The 16,663-nt window shown below is 69.4% G+C and carries 16 protein-coding genes and 3 riboswitches; of the genes, 14 read left to right on the top strand and 2 right to left on the bottom strand.

The features are described from left to right. The first annotated feature begins 17 nt into the window (after window positions 1–17). From G4Z14_RS14760 to cobD, 11 genes are all read left to right on the top strand, one after another. Window positions 18–1,502 (top strand): multicopper oxidase family protein, encoded by a 1,485-nt coding sequence (locus G4Z14_RS14760; protein WP_164627043.1) that lies wholly within the window; start codon window positions 18–20, stop codon window positions 1,500–1,502. 277 nt (window positions 1,503–1,779) lie between these two features. Continuing rightward, entirely contained in the window at window positions 1,780–4,113 is a 2,334-nt protein-coding gene (locus tag G4Z14_RS14755) for a heavy metal translocating P-type ATPase (protein WP_164627040.1), read from the top strand. Window positions 4,114–4,145: 32 nt separating this feature from the next. Further along, window positions 4,146–4,625: a DUF411 domain-containing protein gene (locus G4Z14_RS14750; RefSeq protein WP_164627038.1), complete on the top strand. Its 480-nt coding sequence runs from the start codon at window positions 4,146–4,148 to the stop codon at window positions 4,623–4,625. Between the two features lie 23 nt (window positions 4,626–4,648). Then, window positions 4,649–5,683, top strand: coding sequence for a YncE family protein (locus G4Z14_RS14745; RefSeq protein WP_164627036.1), 1,035 nt, complete (start codon window positions 4,649–4,651; stop codon window positions 5,681–5,683). A gap of 63 nt (window positions 5,684–5,746) precedes the next feature. Further along, window positions 5,747–5,970, top strand: a riboswitch (cobalamin riboswitch). A gap of 67 nt (window positions 5,971–6,037) precedes the next feature. Further along, window positions 6,038–6,706, top strand: a complete 669-nt coding sequence (locus G4Z14_RS14740) for an energy-coupling factor ABC transporter permease (protein ID WP_164627034.1) — start codon at window positions 6,038–6,040, stop codon at window positions 6,704–6,706. Then, the gene (locus G4Z14_RS14735; RefSeq protein WP_164627032.1) at window positions 6,706–7,005 is read left to right on the top strand and encodes an energy-coupling factor ABC transporter substrate-binding protein; all 300 of its coding nucleotides are present in this window, start codon (window positions 6,706–6,708) and stop codon (window positions 7,003–7,005) included. Before G4Z14_RS14740 ends, G4Z14_RS14735 begins: the two co-directional genes overlap by 1 nt. A gap of 1 nt (window position 7,006) precedes the next feature. Then, window positions 7,007–7,741 carry a cobalt ECF transporter T component CbiQ gene (gene cbiQ, locus G4Z14_RS14730; protein ID WP_164627030.1) on the top strand — a complete coding sequence of 245 codons (735 nt, stop codon included), beginning with the start codon at window positions 7,007–7,009 and terminating at the stop codon, window positions 7,739–7,741. Next, complete coding sequence (locus G4Z14_RS14725; RefSeq protein ID WP_164627028.1) at window positions 7,738–8,595, top strand: energy-coupling factor ABC transporter ATP-binding protein; 858 nt, start codon at window positions 7,738–7,740, stop codon at window positions 8,593–8,595. The genes cbiQ and G4Z14_RS14725 overlap by 4 nt, the downstream gene beginning before the upstream one ends. Before the next feature lie 45 nt (window positions 8,596–8,640). After that, window positions 8,641–8,822, top strand: a riboswitch (cobalamin riboswitch). 43 nt (window positions 8,823–8,865) lie between these two features. Further along, window positions 8,866–9,573 (top strand): 5,6-dimethylbenzimidazole synthase, encoded by a 708-nt coding sequence (gene bluB / locus G4Z14_RS14720; protein WP_164627026.1) that lies wholly within the window; start codon window positions 8,866–8,868, stop codon window positions 9,571–9,573. Beyond that, window positions 9,563–10,375 (top strand): propanediol utilization protein, encoded by an 813-nt coding sequence (locus tag G4Z14_RS14715; protein ID WP_227751763.1) that lies wholly within the window; start codon window positions 9,563–9,565, stop codon window positions 10,373–10,375. Before bluB ends, G4Z14_RS14715 begins: the two co-directional genes overlap by 11 nt. 16 nt (window positions 10,376–10,391) lie before the next feature. Further along, window positions 10,392–11,363, top strand: a complete 972-nt coding sequence (gene cobD, locus G4Z14_RS14710) for a threonine-phosphate decarboxylase CobD (RefSeq protein WP_164627024.1) — start codon at window positions 10,392–10,394, stop codon at window positions 11,361–11,363. Here the strand turns inward: cobD and G4Z14_RS14705 are convergent. Then, window positions 11,360–12,820, bottom strand: coding sequence for a cobyric acid synthase (locus G4Z14_RS14705; protein WP_227751762.1), 1,461 nt, complete (start codon window positions 12,818–12,820; stop codon window positions 11,360–11,362). The genes cobD and G4Z14_RS14705 overlap by 4 nt on opposite strands. A 141-nt stretch (window positions 12,821–12,961) precedes the next feature. On the opposite strand from G4Z14_RS14705, the gene G4Z14_RS14700 reads away from it, so the two are divergent. After that, complete coding sequence (locus G4Z14_RS14700) at window positions 12,962–14,158, top strand: NnrS family protein (RefSeq protein ID WP_164627023.1); 1,197 nt, start codon at window positions 12,962–12,964, stop codon at window positions 14,156–14,158. A gap of 3 nt (window positions 14,159–14,161) precedes the next feature. Here the strand turns inward: G4Z14_RS14700 and cobO are convergent, their stop codons facing one another. Continuing rightward, on the bottom strand, window positions 14,162–14,803 hold the full coding sequence (gene cobO / locus G4Z14_RS14695; RefSeq protein ID WP_227751761.1) for a cob(I)yrinic acid a,c-diamide adenosyltransferase: 642 nt from the start codon (window positions 14,801–14,803) through the stop codon (window positions 14,162–14,164). Between the two features lie 44 nt (window positions 14,804–14,847). Then, window positions 14,848–15,088, top strand: a riboswitch (cobalamin riboswitch). 89 nt (window positions 15,089–15,177) lie between these two features. Here cobO and G4Z14_RS14690 point away from each other — a divergent pair. Further along, window positions 15,178–15,534 carry a DUF1636 family protein gene (locus G4Z14_RS14690; RefSeq protein WP_164627021.1) on the top strand — a complete coding sequence of 119 codons (357 nt, stop codon included), beginning with the start codon at window positions 15,178–15,180 and terminating at the stop codon, window positions 15,532–15,534. Continuing rightward, window positions 15,535–16,569: a cobalamin biosynthesis protein CobW gene (gene cobW / locus G4Z14_RS14685; protein WP_164627019.1), complete on the top strand. Its 1,035-nt coding sequence runs from the start codon at window positions 15,535–15,537 to the stop codon at window positions 16,567–16,569. It abuts the gene before it with no gap. Window positions 16,570–16,663: the final 94 nt, after the last annotated feature.

Below are 16,663 nucleotides of genomic sequence, written 5' to 3'. Positions count from 1 at the left end.
CCGCCAAGGAGACCCATGTGACCACATTTTCCCGACGCGGCTTTCTGGCCGCAACTGGCGCGGCCTTCGTGGCCCCGCAGCTTCCGCGCGCGGCCATGGCGCAAACCCCCAGCCCGCTCGCCCTTGTCGCAACCAGCCGGACGCTGGACATCGACGGCCGTGCGGCGACGGTGCTTGGCCTTGCCGGACCGGCGGGGCAGGGGCTGGTGCTTGACCCCGGCCAGGCCCTCCGGGTCGATCTGACCAATGCGCTGGCGGTGCCGACCATCCTGCATTGGCACGGCCAGATCCCGCCCAACGGGCAGGACGGCGTGCCGGACATGCCCCGGCCGCTGATGGCGCCGGGCGAGGTGCGCACCTTCGACTTCGCCGCGCGCCCCGGCACGCACTGGATGCACAGCCATGTTCCGGTGCAGGAGATGCAGCTTCTCGCCGCGCCCCTGATCGTGCGCCGCCCCGAGGATCTGGCCGCCGACCGGCAGGAGGTGGTGCTGATGCTGCACGACTTCTCGTTCAGGACGCCGGAGGAGGTGCTGGCCGAAATCACCGGCGGCAGCGGCATGGCCATGATGGACCATGGCGCGATGGGCCAATCCGGCATGGGCCAATCCGGCATGGGCGCCATGGGCCAGATGGGCATGGCCGCAGGCGGCATGATGGGGATGATGGGCCATGACGGCATGGCCATGGACCTGAACGACTATGACTGGGACGCCTATCTCGCCAATGACCGCACGCTGTCGGACCCCGAGGTGGTGACGGTCGAACGCGCCGGCCGGGTCCGTCTGCGGGTGATCAACGCTGCCGCCGCCACGGTGTTCTGGATCGACAGCGGCGAGGTGCCCGCCCGCCTCGTGGCCGTGGACGGGCAAGCGGTGCAGCCGCGGACCGGCACGCGCTTTGGGCTGGCCATGGGGCAGCGGCTGGATCTGGAGATCGACCTGCCCGCCGGCGCGGGCGCCTGGCCGATTCTTGCGCTGCGCGAAGGCGCGCGGCAGCGCACCGGGCTGATCCTTGCCACGACCGGCGCCGAAATCCGCCGTCTGGACCCCTTGGCCGAGGTCGAGGCCCCGGCCTTCGACCTTGACCTTGGGCAAGAAGCGCAGCTGGTCGCGCTGCACCCGTTGGCTGACAGACCGGCGGATCGCGGCCATGTGCTGATGCTTGGCGGGGCGATGCAGCCCTATCGCTGGACGATCAACGGCGCGACATGGGGCCAGCACCAGCCGATCAGCGCGAAAGCCGGCGAGCGGGTGGTGCTGGCCTTCCACAACATGTCGATGATGGGCCATCCGATGCACCTGCACGGCCACGCCTTTCAGGTGGTGGGGGTGAACGGCCGGCGCATCGCGGGGGCGCTGCGCGACACGGTCTATGTGCCGCCGATGTCGATGGTCGACGTGGCGCTCGACGCGGGCGAGGCCGCGCGCTGGATGCTGCATTGCCATCACATGCCGCACCTGTCGACCGGCATGATGACGGAATTCGCCGTCTCTGCCTGACATGCGCAGGCGGGGCGGCCTGCCTCGCCCCGCCTGCCGTTACCCAGAGTGCCGGGTTGGCACTGCAAGCAAAGGAGATCTCATCATGATGTACGGCACCGGAATGGGATTTGGCTGGCTCTTTGGCCTGCTGATCCTGGTTTTCGTCGTCCTGGCGATCGCAGCCCTCGTGAAATACCTGCGCAAATGAAACCCGGGTCGCGGCCCCTTGCGCCGCCCCCAGGCGCCTCCCGGTAATCGGGGGGCGCTGAGACTGGCACGGAAAGGCAGCAACGGCATGGAACATTCCCACTCCCATTCGACCGCTCCCCTGCCCGAGGGCGCGCAAACCGCCACGGACCCGGTGTGCGGCATGACGGTCGCCATCGCGGAGGACACGCGCCGCGAGACCTTCGCGGGCGCGACCTTCCACTTCTGCTCGGACAGCTGCCGCGCGGCGTTCAAGGCGGACCCGTGGCACCATGCCAGCGGCCGCGCGACGGGCAGGAAGGCCGCCGCGCCTGCGGGCAGCAAATGGACCTGCCCGATGCACCCGCAGATCCTGCGCGACCGGCCGGGAAGCTGCCCGATCTGCGGCATGGCGCTGGAGCCGGTGCTGCCGACCGGCGGCTCCAGCCCGGAGCTGGTCGACTTCACCCGGCGGATGTGGATCAGCCTTGCCGCGGCGCTCCCTCTGGTCGCCCTGACCATGGGCGAACTGGTCAACCTGCCGCTCCGGGACTGGATCGGCCACGCCGTCGCCGGCTATGTCGAGTTTCTGCTGGCCACGCCGATCATCCTCTGGGCTGCCGCGCCCTTCTTCCGCCGCGGCTGGGAGTCGGTCATCAACCGCTCGCCCAACATGTGGACGCTGATCTCGATCGGGGTCGGCGCGGCCTATGCCTATTCGATCATCGCCATCTTCCTGCCGGGGCTGTTCCCCGAGGCCTACCGGATGGGCCACGGCGTCGGCACCTATTTCGAGGCGGCGGTGGTGATCGTGGCGCTGGTCTTTGTCGGTCAGGTGCTGGAATTGCGCGCCCGCGAACGCACCGGCGACGCGATCCGGGCGCTGCTGGACCTTGCGCCCAAGACCGCGCGCCGGGTGCTGGAGGACGGTTCGGAATATGACGCGCCTTTGGAGAACGTCATGGCCGGCGACCGGCTGCGCGTCCGGCCCGGAGACAGCGTGCCGGTCGATGGCATGGTGATCGAGGGCCATTCGGCGGTGGACGAAAGCATGATTACCGGCGAATCCCTGCCGGTCGAGAAAGCCGCGGGCGATGCGGTCACCGGCGGCACGATCAACCGCAACGGCAGTCTGGTGATGGTCGCCGAGCGCGTGGGGGCGGAGACCGTCCTGGCGCAGATCGTCGAGATGGTGGCCAACGCGCGGCGGTCGCGGGCACCCATTCAGGGGCTGGCCGACCGGGTGTCGGCGATCTTCGTGCCGACGGTGGTGGCGATTGCCCTGATCGCCTTTGGCGTCTGGCTGGTCTGGGGGCCGGAGCCGGCGCTGGTCTTTGCGGTTGCCGCGGCAGTGTCGGTGCTGATCATCGCCTGCCCCTGCGCGCTTGGTCTGGCCACGCCGATCTCGATCACCACGGCGGCGGGTCGAGGGGCGCAGGCGGGTGTGCTGATCAAGGATGCCGAGGCGCTGGAACGCATGGCGGCGGTCTCGGTGCTGATCGTCGACAAGACCGGCACGCTGACCGAAGGCCGGCCGAAGCTGACCGATGTCATCGCGTTGGATGGTGTCGGCGAGGCCGACCTGCTGGCCGCCGCCGCCGCTCTTGAACGCGGCTCGGAGCATCCCTTGGCCGAGGCCATCGTCGAGGGCGCGCTGGCGCGCGGGGTCGAGGTGCTGGCAGCGACCGGGTTCGAGGCCGTCACCGGCAAGGGCGTGCGGGGCGAAGTGCAGGGCCGCCCGGCGGCCCTGGGCAATGCCGCGATGATGGCGGCGCTGGGTCTGGACACCACCGCGGCCGAGGCCCGCGCCGATGCGCTGCGCCGCGACGGCAAGACGGCGATGTTCGTGGCGCTGGAGGGCCAGCTGGCGGGCATCGTCGCAGTGGCCGATCCGATCAAGGCCTCGACCGCCGAGGCGATCCGCACCCTGCACCAGCTTGGCCTGCGGGTCATCATGGCCACCGGCGACAACCAGCGCACCGCCGAGGCGGTGGCCGCAAGGCTGGGCATCGACGAGGTGCGCGCGGGCGTCCTGCCCGAAGACAAGAAGGCGATGATCGACGCCCTGCGCAAGGGCGGCGCCGTAGTGGCCATGGCGGGCGACGGCGTGAACGACGCCCCGGCGCTTGCCGCGGCCGATGTCGGCATCGCCATGGGCACCGGCGCAGATGTCGCGGTGGAAAGCGCGGGGCTGACGCTGCTTGGCGGCGATCTGATGGGCGTGGTCCGCGCCCGGCGGCTGGCCAAGGCCACCCTGCGCAACATCCGCCAGAACCTGTTTTTCGCCTTTGCCTACAATGCCGCCGGGGTGCCTGTGGCGGCGGGGGTGCTGTATCCGCTGACCGGCATGCTTTTGTCGCCGATGATCGCGGCGGCGGCGATGAGCCTGTCCTCCGTGTCCGTGATTGCGAACGCGCTGCGGCTGCGGCGGGTAAAGCTTTGACCTGCCGACAAATTCCACGAAAGGAACCGACCATGACTCAACTCTTCCTGACCCGCCGCCGCCTGCTGTCCGCCGGAGCGGCGCTTGTCAGCCTGTCCGCTGGTCCGGCTTTGGCGACCGTGGGGGCGACGCCGCTGCATGTCCTGAAAGACCCCGATTGCGGCTGCTGCGGCGCCTGGATCGAGATTGTCGAGGCCGCGGGCTTTGCCGTCACCACCGACCTCGCCGCGGCGCCCGACCTGCAGCGCTACAAGCTGGCCAATGGCATTCCCGAGGTGATGGCCTCGTGCCATACCGCCAAGGTGGAGGGCTACATGCTGGAAGGCCATGTGCCGGTGGCCGACATCCGCCGCCTCTTGGCCGAGCGGCCCGACGCCATCGGTCTGGCTGTGCCGGGCATGCCCTGGGGGGCGCCCGGCATGGGCCCCGAGGTTGAGCGCGAGGCCTTTGACGTGTTCCTGATCCACCGCGACGGCGGCACCTCGGTGTTCAGCCATTACGCCGCGGCGTGAGCATCTGACGGAAAGGAAATGCCATGGCCAGAATCCTGCGAACCGGGCGGATTGCGCCCGCGCTGCTGACCCTTCTGCTTGTGTTGCCACGGCCCGGCCTTGCCGAGGGTCTTGCCGGCGCGGCCGGACTTGTCTTTACCGCCGACGAGCGCGGCAATTCGGTCAGCCGGGTTGATCTTGCCTCCGGGGCGGTCGAGACGGTTGCCCTGCCGATCTCGCCGCACAATGTGCAGGTCGGGGCCGATGGGCGGCGCTTGCTGGCGGTGGGGGCGGCGGCAGCGCAGCTCGGCTCGACGCATGGTCACGGTGACGGTGGCCAGTTGCTGATCCTTGATCCGCATGAGCTTGACGCCCCGCCCGCCAGCATTGCGGTGGGCGATCATCCGGCCCATGTCGTGACAGACCGCGACGGCGGCCGCGCCTTCGTGACCAATGCCGGCGATGACACCGTGTCGGTCGTCGATCTTGCCGCCGGGGCCGTGGTCGCCAGCATTCCGACCGGCGATTACCCCCATGGCCTGCGGCTGTCGCCGGACGGCGCCAGCCTGCTGGTGGCCAATGTGCAGGACGGCACGGTGTCGCTGATCGACGTGGCCAGCCTGGCGGAGCTGGCGCGCATTCCGGTTGGCACGACGCCGGTGCAGGTTGCCTTCCTGCCCGACGGCCGCCGCGCCTATGTCAGCCTGCGCGACGAGGATGCGGTGGCGATCGTCGATCTGGCCAGCCGGACGACGACAGGGCGCATCGCAGTCGGCGACGGCCCGATCCAGCTCTTCGCCACACCGGACGGGGCGCAGGTTCTGGTGGCCAATCAGGGCAGCGAAGCCCTGCCGGGCGACACGGTGTCGGTGATCGACGTCGCCAGTGGCAAGGTGCGCGCCACGGTGACGACGGACGCGGGCGCCCATGGCGTCGCCATCAGCGCCGACGGTGCGCTGGCCTTTGTCACCAATGTGACGGCAGGCACGCTCAGCGTGGTCGAGGTCGCGGCACCGGCGGTCGTTGCCACCTATTCCGTCGGCGCGGGGCCAAACGGCGTGAGCTATCTTGCCCCCTGAGCGGCCCTCGCCAATGGCCCCCCCGGCAAGCGCCTGTCGCTGATTGACAACCGGCGGTCCGGCCAGTTACCTGCGCGGGATGGTTCCCGAAGCCAAGGGATGAAAAGGGAACACGGTGAGGATTACCCATCAGGGGCCGAATCCGTGGCTGCCCCCGCAACTGTGAGCGGCGAGTCCCCGGTCAATTGCCACTGGCCGCCCCCATTCCACAGGGGGCATGGGCCGGGAAGGCGACCGGGGTGCAACGACCCGCGAGTCAGGAGACCTGCCATCGCGCTTGTGCTGCAAGACGTCCGGGGCGCGGGGTGCGTTGGATTTTTCGATGGCAGCGCGTTCGATGTGGAAGGATTGCAGATGCACATCATGGAGGGCTTTTTGCCCCTGTCGCATGCCTTGGGGTGGTATGCCGCCGCGGCGCCCTTTGTCGTGGCCGGGGTCCGGCGCATCCGCCGGATCCTCCGCGAAAAGCCCGAGGCGCGAATGACGTTGGCCGCCTCGGGGGCCTTTGCCTTCGTGCTGTCGGCGCTGAAGATCCCCTCTGTCACCGGCTCGTGTTCGCACCCCACCGGCACCGGGCTTGGCGCCATCGTCTTTGGCCCGCCGGTCATGGCGGTGCTGGGGGTGATCGTGCTCATGTTTCAGGCGCTTCTGCTGGCGCATGGCGGGTTGACCACGCTCGGGGCCAATGCCTTTTCCATGGCGATCGTCGGCCCATGGGTTGCCTATGGGGTCTGGAAACTGGCCGGGCGGCTGGGGCTGTCGTTCGCGGTCTCGGTGTTTCTGGCCGCGGCGCTGGGCGATCTGGCCACCTATGTCTTTACCTCGCTGCAACTGGCGCTGGCCTATCCCGATCCGGCCTCGGGCCTTGTCGGGGCCGCGCTGAAATTCGGCGGGATATTTGCGGTCACGCAAATTCCCCTCGCGATTGCCGAGGGGCTTCTGACAGTCGTGGTGATCGAGGCGCTTTCGGGCAAGATCCGCGATGAGGACCGGATTTCCACCTTGGCGGGGAAGGGCAAGTGATGTCGAAACGCTCGGTCTGGATGCTGGTGGTCGTGGCGCTGATCGCCATTATTCCGCTGTTCATCGGCGGTGAGTTTGGCGGCGCCGATGGCGAGGCCGCCGCCCTGATCGAGGCCCGCGAAGACTTCGCCCCGTGGGCCCGCCCGATCTGGGAGCCGCCAAGCGGCGAGGTGGCCAGCCTCTTGTTCTCGCTGCAGGCCGCCTTGGGCGCGCTGGTGATCGGCTATGTCATCGGCCGGTCGCATGGCCGAAAAGAGGCCGCAGCACCAAAGGACGGCACCCAGCCGCCGCAGGCCTGAGATGTCGGTCGGAACACTGGACCGCGCTGCCAGCCTGAACCACTGGCGACACCGCGCCTTGGGCGAGAAGGCCTTGATCGGCCTTGGGTTTCTGGTCCTTGCACTGGTCTTGCCGCCTTGGCCGGGGGCGGCGCTGGTCGCCGTCGCCGTTCTGGCCTTCACCTTCCTCGGCGCGCGGGTGCCGCTGCGGCTTTGGCTGGCGACGGTGGTGCTGCCCCTCGGCTTTCTGGCCAGCGGCGGCCTGATGCTGCTGGTGCAGATTACCGGCGACGGGGTTTCGCTGGCACCGGGCGGGGCGGAGAAGGCGGCGTTTCTGTGCCTGCGCGCCATGGCGGCGACCTTCTGTCTGATGTTTCTGGCCCTGACCACGCCGATGGCCGATCTGTTCGCCGGCCTGCGGCGGCTGGCGGTTCCGGCCGAGATCGTGGAACTGGCGCTGCTGACCTACCGCTTCGTGTTTCTGATCGCGGATGAGGCGGCGGCGATGACGGCGGCGCAGCGGGCGCGGCTGGGCCATTCCAGCCGCCGGCGCTGGTTGCGCTCGACGGCCATGGTGGCCGCCAACCTCTTGCCCCGCGCCCTGGCCCGGGCGCGGCGGATGGAAACCGGGCTGGCCGCCCGCGGCTGGCAGGGCGAGATGCGCGTGCTGTCATCTCGCGTGCCGGTCTGCCGCAAGACGGTGGCGCTTGTGCTGGCCGTGCAACTGGCCGTCCTGCTTGCAGTGGTGCTGGCATGACCGCGATCCTGTCGGCAACCGATCTGCACTACGCCTATCCGGGCGAGGTGCCCGCGCTTCGCCAGCTCTCGCTCGGCGTCCCGACCGGGCGCAAGCTGGCCATTCTGGGGCCGAACGGAGCGGGGAAATCCACGCTGCTCTTGCACCTGAACGGCTCGCTTCGGCCCGACCGCGGGGCGGTCCTGCTGGCGGGCAAGCCGGGCGACTATTCGCGCCGCGGTCTTTTGCAGTGGCGCAGCCGGGTGGCGCTGGTGCTGCAAGATCCCGACGACCAGATCTTCGCCGCGACCGTGGCCGAGGATGTGTCCTTCGGCCCGCTGAATCAGGGCCTCACCGACACTGCGGCCCGCGCCCGGGTTCAGGCCGCGCTGGCGGCGCTCGGCATTGCCGATCTGGCCGACCGTCCGCCGCACATGCTGTCGGGCGGGCAGAAAAAACGGGTGGCCATCGCCGGCGCGGTGGCGATGGAGCCGGAGGTCCTGCTGCTGGACGAACCCACCGCGGGGCTGGACCGCGAGGGGGCCGACCAGCTGATCGCGGTCTTGCGCCAGCTTGGCCAGCGCGGCATGACGCTGGTGTTTTCCACCCATGACATCGATCTCGCGCTGGCGCTGGCCGATGATGTGGCGCTGTTTCAGGACGGCACGGTTCTGGCGCAGGGACGGGCCGAGACCCTTCTTTGCGACCCGGCATTGCTGGCGAGCGCGGGGCTGAGGCCCCCGGTTCTGGTGGAGCTGTGGCTGGCCGCGCAGGCACGCGGGCTTTGCCCGGCGTCCGGGCAGATGCCGCGCACGCCCGAGGCCTTGATGGAGCAGCTCGCCCCGGCCCCGCCCGCCTTGCGCGTGGCACAATAAGCCTTGCGCCGGGTGGCAAAACCGTTGCCCGGCGCGCGGGCTTGCGGTATCGGGCCTGTGTCTGGTGCCCTGCGCAAGCCGGGAGAATCGGGAATGTGGTGCAACTCCACAACGTGCCCAACGCTGTAAGGTGGATGGGGCCGCACATGCCACTGGCCGCAAGGCTTGGGAAGGCGCGGCCCTGCTTGAAGCCAAGTCAGAAGACCGGCCAGACGAAACCGGGGCAGCCGAAGGCCGGCGGCCGTTCCGTTTTTCGCCAAGGGGAATGCCATGTCTGTTGCCACATCTGAAACCTTCACTGCCGAAAGCCCCATCCTTCCGGCCGGACCTTTCGAGCCGGCCGAACGCGAGGCCGTCTACCGCGCCATCCACTCGCGCCGCGATGTGCGCAGCCAGTTCACGCCGCGCCCGATTGACGAGGCCACGCTGCGCCGCCTGCTGATGGCCGCGCATCACGCGCCCTCGGTCGGGCTGTCGCAGCCGTGGAACTTCATCGTCATCCGCTCGGATGAGGTGAAGGCGCGGGCGCATGCCGCTTTTGCCCGCGCCAGCGCCGAGGCCTGCGCGATGTTTCCCGAAGCGCAGCGTCCGCTTTATTCGGCGCTGAAGCTGGAAGGCATCCTGCAGGCGCCGGTCAACCTGTGCGTCACCTGCGATCACAGCCGCGGCGGGCCGGTGGTTCTGGGGCGCACGCATCAGCCCGAGATGGACCTGTTCTCCACCGTCTGCGCGGTGCAGAACCTGTGGCTTGCGGCCCGGGCCGAGGGCATCGGCGTTGGTTGGGTCAGCATCTTCCACCGCGAAGACCTGCGCGACATTCTGGGCCTGCCCGACCATGTCAGCCCGGTGGCCTGGCTGTGCCTTGGCCATGTCGACGAGCTTTATGCCGAACCCGAATTGCAGGTCCGGGGCTGGACGCGGCGTCTGCCGCTGGACGATCTGATCTACCACGAAGGCTGGGGTCAGAATGCGGGCTGACGGCCCCGTCTTCCTGCCCTGCCATTTCGGCGAATGGCTGCAGGGCCGGCTTGGGGCGGATGGCCCGCTGGCGCTGGTGACGCTGGTGCCGCAGGGCGTAGCCCTTGCGGCATGGCGTCGGCCGGCGCGGGGCCTTGCCAGCCACGCCATCGGCCATGGCGCGATGGAGCCGGCGCTTCTGACCCGGTTCGGCCGCAGCCTTGGCCACAATCCGCAGGGCCGCATCCTGCTGCGGCTGCCCTATCCGCCGGCTTTGGGCACCGGCATGTCGACGGCCGGGCTGCTTGCGGTCGCGCGGCTGACCGGGGCGGAGCGGCCCGCCGCGACCCTTGCCAAGGCCTGCATCGCCGCCGAGGGCGCCAGCGATCCGCTGATGTTCCGCGACGCGGCGCGGTTGCTCTGGGCCCCGCGCGAGGGCCGGGTTCTGGACTGGCTGCCAGCCCAGCCGCGCGCGCATCTGCTGGCCGGGTTCTGGGGGCCGCCGCGACCGACCCGCGCGGCGGATCAGGACTATGACGACATATCCGATCTGGTGACGGCATGGCGGGCCGGCGGCGATCTGGCCCGCCGCGCCGCGCTGGCCAGCGAAAGCGCCCGGGCCTGCATCGCCCGCCGCGGCCCCTCGGGCGATCCGACCGAGGCGCTTGCCCGCGATCTTGGGGCGCTGGGCTGGGCCATCTCGCATTCCGGCGCCGCCCGGGCGCTGATCTTCGCGCCCGGAGAGGTTCCGGCGCATGGCATGGCCGCCTTGCGCGAAGCGGGCTTGCGCGGGGTGCATCGGCTGGCTACCTGCGGTCAGTAGCTCAGGGGGGGACAGCATGCGCGATCACGGCGGCAATCTGGATCAGGCCATGGCCTCCTACGGGGCGGGCGACTGGATCGACCTGTCCACCGGCATCAACCGCCGCCCCTGGCCCATCCCCGACCTGCCCGCCGCCGCCTGGCGCAACCTGCCGACCAAGGCGGCGCAAGCGGCTCTGGTCGCCCAAGCCGCCGCAAGCTGGGGCGCGGCCAAGGGCGTGGCGGGTCTCGCCCTTGGCGGCGCGCAAGCCGCGATCCAGCTGGTGCCGCGCCTGCGGCCCAAGGGACGCGCCGCCGTGCTTGGCCCGACCTATAACGAACACGCCGCCTGTCTGACCGCCGAGGGCTGGCAGGTCGACGCTGTCACCGATCCGGCCGATCTCGTCGGGGCCGATCTGGCCATCGTCGTCAACCCGAACAACCCCGATGGCCGCAGCTTTGCCCCCGAGGCGCTGCTGGCGCTGGTGGGCCGCGTCGGCCTTCTGGTGGTCGATGAAAGCTTTGGCGATGTGACGCCCGATCTGTCGCTCTTGCCCCATCCGGCGCGCGGGGGGCTTCTGGTCCTGCGTTCCTTCGGCAAGTTCTACGGGCTGGCCGGGGTGCGGCTGGGCTTTGCCTTCGGCACGGCGGAAGACATCGCCACGCTGTCACGGATGAGCGGGCCTTGGCCCGTCTCCGGCCCTGCCATTGAGATCGGTACTCGCGCGCTGGCCGATCTGGCATGGGCCGAGGCGATGCGCGCCCAGCTTGCCGCCGACGCGACCCGCGCCGATGCGCTGGCCCGGACGGCGGGGTGGCGGCTTGTCGGCGGATCGGATCTGTTCCGGCTTTACGACACCGGCGATGCCAGGGCCGCGCAGGACCGGTTGGCCCGCCACCAGATCTGGAGCCGGATCTTCCCGTGGTCGGCTACCCTCCTGCGGCTTGGCCTGCCGGGACCAGAGCCGGAATGGCGGCGCCTGGAAATGGCGCTTGGACCAAAGGCTTAACGCGCCAGCGCCAACAGGCCCGGCACATCCAGATGCGCTTCCAGATGATCGGCGAGCGCCTCCAGCACCGCCTCGATCCCGGCCGCGTGCCGGCGCGGATCGGCTTGAATGCCCAGACCGGCAAGATAGGCCGCGCGGAAGGCGTCCATGTGGAACAGCCCATGCAGGTAACTGCCCACCACCCGGCCGTCGGCACTGATCGCCCCTTCGGGCCGGCCATCGACCATGGCGAAGGGACGGGCGCAGTCGGGGCCCTGGCTGCGGCCGATGTGGATCTCGTAGCCCTCGACCGGCAGGCCGCTGGCCACATGGTCGGCCCGCACCCGGGACAGCCGCTTGTCCGGGGTCATCACGGTTTCGATGTCAAGATGCCCAAGCCCCGCCGTCTCGCCCGCCGGGCCTTCGATGCCGTCAGGGTCCGACACGCTGCGCCCCAGCATCTGATAGCCGCCGCAAATGCCAAGGACATGCCCGCCGCGCCGCAGATGGGCGGCAAGGTCGATGTCCCAGCCCTGCGCCCGCAGGAAGGCCAGATCGCCGCGCGTCGACTTCGACCCCGGCAGGATGACCAGCCGCGCATCGCCCGGAATGGCCTCGCCGGCGCGGACCATGACCAGATTGACGCCCGGTTCGGCCTTCAAGGGGTCCAGATCGTCGAAATTGGCAATGCGCGACAAGGTCAGACAGGCAATGGTGATGCCGTCCCCTCGCGGGCCAGAGGCGATGTCCAAGGCATCCTCCGCCGGCAAGAGATGCGCCTGCGGAAACCACGGCAAAACGCCGAACCCGCGCCAGCCGGTGTGATGCTCGATCAACCGATAGCCGTCGTCAAACAGCCGCGGATCGCCGCGGAACTTGTTGACCAGAAAGCCCGCCACCATCGCCGCGTCCGCCGGAGCAATCACCGCCTTGGTGCCGACCAGCTGCGCGATCACCCCGCCGCGGTCGATGTCGCCCGCCAGCACCACCGGCACATCGGCGGCGCGGGCAAAGCCCATGTTGGCAATGTCGCCGGCGCGCAGGTTGACCTCGGCCGGGCTGCCGGCGCCTTCGACGATCACCAGATCATGCGCCGCCTTCAGACGGTGGAAGCTTTCCAGAACCGCGCCCATCAGCTGCGGCTTCAGCGCGGCATAGTCGCGCGCCCGCGCCGTAGTCAGGCGCTTGCCCTGCACGATGACCTGCGCGCCGACGTCGGATTCGGGCTTCAGCAGAACCGGGTTCATGTCCGTCACCGGCTCCAGCCCCGAGGCCAGCGCCTGCAAGGCCTGCGCCCGGCCGATCTCGCCGCCATCGGCCGTCACCGCGGCATTGTTCGACATGTTCTGCGGCTTGAACGGCGCCACCGAGAGGCCGCGCCGCCGCGCCGCCCGGCACAGGCCCGCCACCAGCATCGACTTGCCCACATTCGAGCCGCAGCCCTGGATCATCAGGCTTTGTCCCGGTCTTTGTTGCATCGACGTTCCTTCCGCTTCCCCGAGGCCTGCGGCAATCGGCCTCTGGCCACAAGCCCTAGCCTTCCGCAGGCGGCAAGGACAAGGTGGCATGATCGTCGCCGGCCGATTTCGCCAAGGCCCGCCCCGACGACCGGAGCCCCGATGCGTCTTGCCCTGTCGAATATCTGGCTGATGCCGCACCGGCCGCTGTTTCTGGCCGCCGGCCTTTGGGCCGTTGTCGCAATCGCGTGGTGGCAGTGGGGCGATGCCGCCGGGTTTGCGCCGCCCAGCCTCGACACGCCGGTTGCCTGGCACGCCCATGAGATGATCTTCGGCTTTGGCGGCGCGGCACTGGCGGGCTATCTGCTGACCACGCTGTCGGGCTGGACGGGCCGGGCGGCGACCGGGGGCTGGCTGCTTGGCGCCATCGTCGCCTGCTGGATCGCGCAGCGATTCGCCCTGGCGCTGGCGGCTGTCCTGCCGGCCCTGCTGGTGCTGCTGCCGGGTCTGGCCTATTTCGGGCTGGTGTCCGGGGTGCTGGCGCGGGGCCTGCATCAGGGCCGCGTGCCGGGGAAATGGGGCTTTCCGCTGGCCGTTGCCGCAATCGGAGGGGGCGATGCGGCGTTTCTGTTGGCGTCGCTGCGGGGCTGGCCCGGTCTGGACAGCATGGTGCTGATCCGCGGCTGTGTCCTCGGGTTTGCCCTTCTGGTGTCGGTCGTCGGGGGGCGGATGGTCGTCGGGTTCACCGACAACTGGCTGCGCCAGACTGGCCGTCCGGTGCCGCCACCCGCGCGCAAGACGGCGGCCGCGCGGCTGGGCTTCGCCCTGCTGGGAGCGGCTTTGGCGCTGACGTTGTTCAACCAAACGCGCGCCAGCGGCCTTGCGCTGGTCGCGGCGGGAGGCGTGCAGGCGTGGCGGCTGGCCGGCTGGCGCAGCCGGCATGTCGGCGGCAATCCCTTGCTCTGGATGCTGCATGGCGGCTTTGGCTGGCTGGCGCTCGGGCTTGTCCTGCTCGGCGCGGCGCGGCTCTTTCCCGATCACCTGAGCGAAGCCGATCTGGTGCATGGCCTGACCATGGGGGCGATGGCCGGCATGATCCTTGCTGTCGCGGCCCGGGCCGCCGCCCGACGCGCGGGCGGAATGCTGCTGGCGCGGCGCGGCCTGTCCGCCGCTTGCCTGCTGCTCTGGGCCGGCACTTGCCTGCGGCTGGCCGTCGCCCCCTGGCCCGAGCTGCGCCCCTGGCTGACCGATGGTGCGAGCCTTTGCTGGCTGGCAGGCTGGGCGCTGTTCCTGCGCTGCTTCCTGCCTGCCGCGCTTGGCCCTGTCCAGCGGCCGGTGTTCAGCGGCAGCCGGGCCTGAGGCTCAGAACTCCACCCCCGGCTGGCCCTTGATGCCCGAGCGGAACGGGTGCTTGAGCAGGGTCATCTCGGTGGCAAGGTCGGCCGCCTCGATCAGCGCCTCCTTGGCGTTGCGGCCGGTCAGGCAGACATGGGTCAGCGGTGGCTTTTCCTCGCGCAGGAAGGTCAGCACCTCGTCAAGGTCGAGATAGTCATAGCGCAGCGCGATGTTGATTTCGTCCAGGAGGACAAAACGGATCGAGGGGTCGCGGATCAGCTCCTTGGCCTTTTCCCAGCCGGCGCGGGCGGCGGCGATGTCGCGGGTCTTGTCCTGGGTTTCCCAGGTAAAGCCTTCGCCCATGGCATGAAACTGACACAGATCGCCGAAATGCCCCTCGATCAGGCGGCGTTCGCCGGTGTCCCAGGTGCCCTTGATGAACTGCACCACGGCGCAGGGCATGTCATGCGCGATACAGCGCAGGATCATGCCGAAACCGGACGAGGATTTGCCCTTGCCCGCGCCGGTGTGGACGATGATCAGGCCCTTTTCGCCCGATTTTCCGGCCATGATCTTGTCGCGCGCAGCCTTCTTCTTGGCCATCTTCGCGGCGTGGCGGGCAAGATCTTCGCCCGGTGTCTCTGGGGCCATGTCGTTTGTATCGACCATCGGGACGATTCCTTCTCCTTGACAGCGCCCGCTTTGTGCCACAGGAGGAGGGCAAAGGCGCTGGTGCCTGTCTTAGGGCAGGCCAAGAGGGAATGCGACAGGATTTGCGACGTCTTGCGTCGTGGCTCCGAAGTGCAGCCGCCCCCGCGACCGTGACCGGAAAGGTCTGTCCGATGCCACTGGCCGCAAGGTTCGGGAAGGCGGGCAGGGCGCCGGGGCAGGGCTTTCGCCCGAGGTGCCCCGATATCCGCAAGCCGGGAGACCTGCCAGGGCCTGAGCTGAATTGCGCGGACGGGGTGTTCCGTGACCTTCGGGTTCTGGGCTTGTCAGGCCCGGACCGTCGGCCATTCCCGTCAGCACCACCGGGAGGGGCCATGGCCACCATACTGCACGTCTGCACCACCTGCCGCGCCGGCCAGCCGGTGCCCGAGGGCGAGATCTGCCCCGGCAAGCGGCTGCATGAGGCGCTTGTGGCCTCGGGTGCCCCTCAGGGAGTGACGATCCGCGCCGCCGAATGCCTGTCGGCCTGCGATCACGGCTGCTCTGTTGCCCTGTCCCGGCCCGGCAGCTGGTCTTATGTCTACGGCCGGATGACCGATGCCGACGCAGCCGAAATCCTGCGCGGCGCGGGGCTTTATGCCGCCAGTGCCGATGGTCTGGTGCCCTGGCGCGACCGCCCTGTGATCTTTCGCAAGCAAAGCCTTGCCCGCATTCCCCCGATGGAGATTTGAATGACCGACCTGACCAAGATCCCCGTGACCGTCATCACCGGCTTTCTGGGCGCGGGCAAGACCACGCTAATCCGCCACCTGATGCAGAACCCGCAGGGCAAGCGGCTGGCCATTCTGGTCAACGAGTTCGGCACCGTGGGCGTCGACGGCGACATCCTGAAATCCTGCGCCGATGCCAATTGCCCGGTGGAAAACATTGTCGAGCTGGCCAATGGCTGCATCTGCTGCACGGTGGCCGATGATTTCATCCCGACGATCGAAGCCTTGATGGCGATGCCGGAACGCCCCGATCATATCCTGATCGAGACCTCGGGTCTGGCACTGCCGAAGCCCTTGCTCAAGGCCTTCGACTGGCCGGCGATCCGCTCGCGCATCACCGTTGACGGGGTTGTCGCCCTGGCCGATGCCGAGGCGGTGGCGGCGGGCCGGTTTGCCCCCGACGTCGCGGCGGTCGATGCCCAGCGCGCGGCCGATGGCAGTCTGGACCATGAAACGCCCCTGTCCGAGGTGTTCGAAGACCAGATCGCCTGCGCCGACATCATCCTGTTGACCAAGGCCGATCTGGCGGGCGATGCCGGTCTGGCCGCCGCCCGCTTGGTGATCGAGGCCGAATTGCCGCGCAAGCTGCCGATCCTGCCCGTCACCGACGGCACCATCGACCCGCGCGTCATTCTGGGTCTGAACGCCGCCGCCGAGGACGACCTTGCCGCGCGCCCGAGCCATCATGACGGCCATGACGACCACGAGCATGACGACTTTGAAAGCGTCGTGATCGAGCTGCCCGAGGTTGGCGACATCGACGACCTGGTCGCCCGCATCCAGCGCCTTGCGCGCGAACAGGATATCCTGCGGGTCAAGGGCTATATCGCGGTGCAGGGCAAGCCGATGCGCCTTCTGGTGCAGGCCGTGGGCGAACGGGTGCGCCATCAGTTCGACCGGCCTTGGGGCGCTTCGCCCCGGCAGTCGCAGCTGGTGGTGATCGCCGAGCATCACGACATCGACGAGGCCGCGATCCGCGCGGTTCTGGGGGCCTGAACCATGGCCTGCTGCGCCGCCATCGCTGAGCTTCCCGCGCCTCCCTCCCCCCTTGTGGGGCAGGGCTGGAGTGGGGGGGCTGCGCCCGGGTCAG

It is taken from the genome of Tabrizicola oligotrophica (assembly GCF_011008935.1).
Classification (GTDB): Bacteria; Pseudomonadota; Alphaproteobacteria; order Rhodobacterales; family Rhodobacteraceae; genus Tabrizicola_A; species Tabrizicola_A oligotrophica.
This window is presented reverse-complemented; position numbering and strand designations above follow the sequence as displayed.

What these genes read in the sequence shown, in the direction of transcription:
- G4Z14_RS14755 (WP_164627040.1), top strand. Translation starts at nt 1,780, where the DNA reads ATGGAACATTCCCACTCCCATTCGACCGCTCCCCTGCCCGAGGGCGCG.
- G4Z14_RS14750 (WP_164627038.1), top strand. Translation starts at nt 4,146, where the DNA reads ATGACTCAACTCTTCCTGACCCGCCGCCGCCTGCTGTCCGCCGGAGCG.
- G4Z14_RS14745 (WP_164627036.1), top strand. Translation starts at nt 4,649, where the DNA reads ATGGCCAGAATCCTGCGAACCGGGCGGATTGCGCCCGCGCTGCTGACC.
- G4Z14_RS14740 (WP_164627034.1), top strand. Translation starts at nt 6,038, where the DNA reads ATGCACATCATGGAGGGCTTTTTGCCCCTGTCGCATGCCTTGGGGTGG.
- G4Z14_RS14735 (WP_164627032.1), top strand. Translation starts at nt 6,706, where the DNA reads ATGTCGAAACGCTCGGTCTGGATGCTGGTGGTCGTGGCGCTGATCGCC.
- cbiQ (WP_164627030.1), top strand. Translation starts at nt 7,007, where the DNA reads ATGTCGGTCGGAACACTGGACCGCGCTGCCAGCCTGAACCACTGGCGA.
- G4Z14_RS14725 (WP_164627028.1), top strand. Translation starts at nt 7,738, where the DNA reads ATGACCGCGATCCTGTCGGCAACCGATCTGCACTACGCCTATCCGGGC.
- bluB (WP_164627026.1), top strand. Translation starts at nt 8,866, where the DNA reads ATGTCTGTTGCCACATCTGAAACCTTCACTGCCGAAAGCCCCATCCTT.
- G4Z14_RS14715 (WP_227751763.1), top strand. Translation starts at nt 9,563, where the DNA reads ATGCGGGCTGACGGCCCCGTCTTCCTGCCCTGCCATTTCGGCGAATGG.
- cobD (WP_164627024.1), top strand. Translation starts at nt 10,392, where the DNA reads ATGCGCGATCACGGCGGCAATCTGGATCAGGCCATGGCCTCCTACGGG.
- G4Z14_RS14705 (WP_227751762.1), bottom strand. Translation starts at nt 12,820, where the DNA reads ATGCAACAAAGACCGGGACAAAGCCTGATGATCCAGGGCTGCGGCTCG.
- G4Z14_RS14700 (WP_164627023.1), top strand. Translation starts at nt 12,962, where the DNA reads ATGCGTCTTGCCCTGTCGAATATCTGGCTGATGCCGCACCGGCCGCTG.
- cobO (WP_227751761.1), bottom strand. Translation starts at nt 14,803, where the DNA reads ATGGTCGATACAAACGACATGGCCCCAGAGACACCGGGCGAAGATCTT.
- G4Z14_RS14690 (WP_164627021.1), top strand. Translation starts at nt 15,178, where the DNA reads ATGGCCACCATACTGCACGTCTGCACCACCTGCCGCGCCGGCCAGCCG.
- cobW (WP_164627019.1), top strand. Translation starts at nt 15,535, where the DNA reads ATGACCGACCTGACCAAGATCCCCGTGACCGTCATCACCGGCTTTCTG.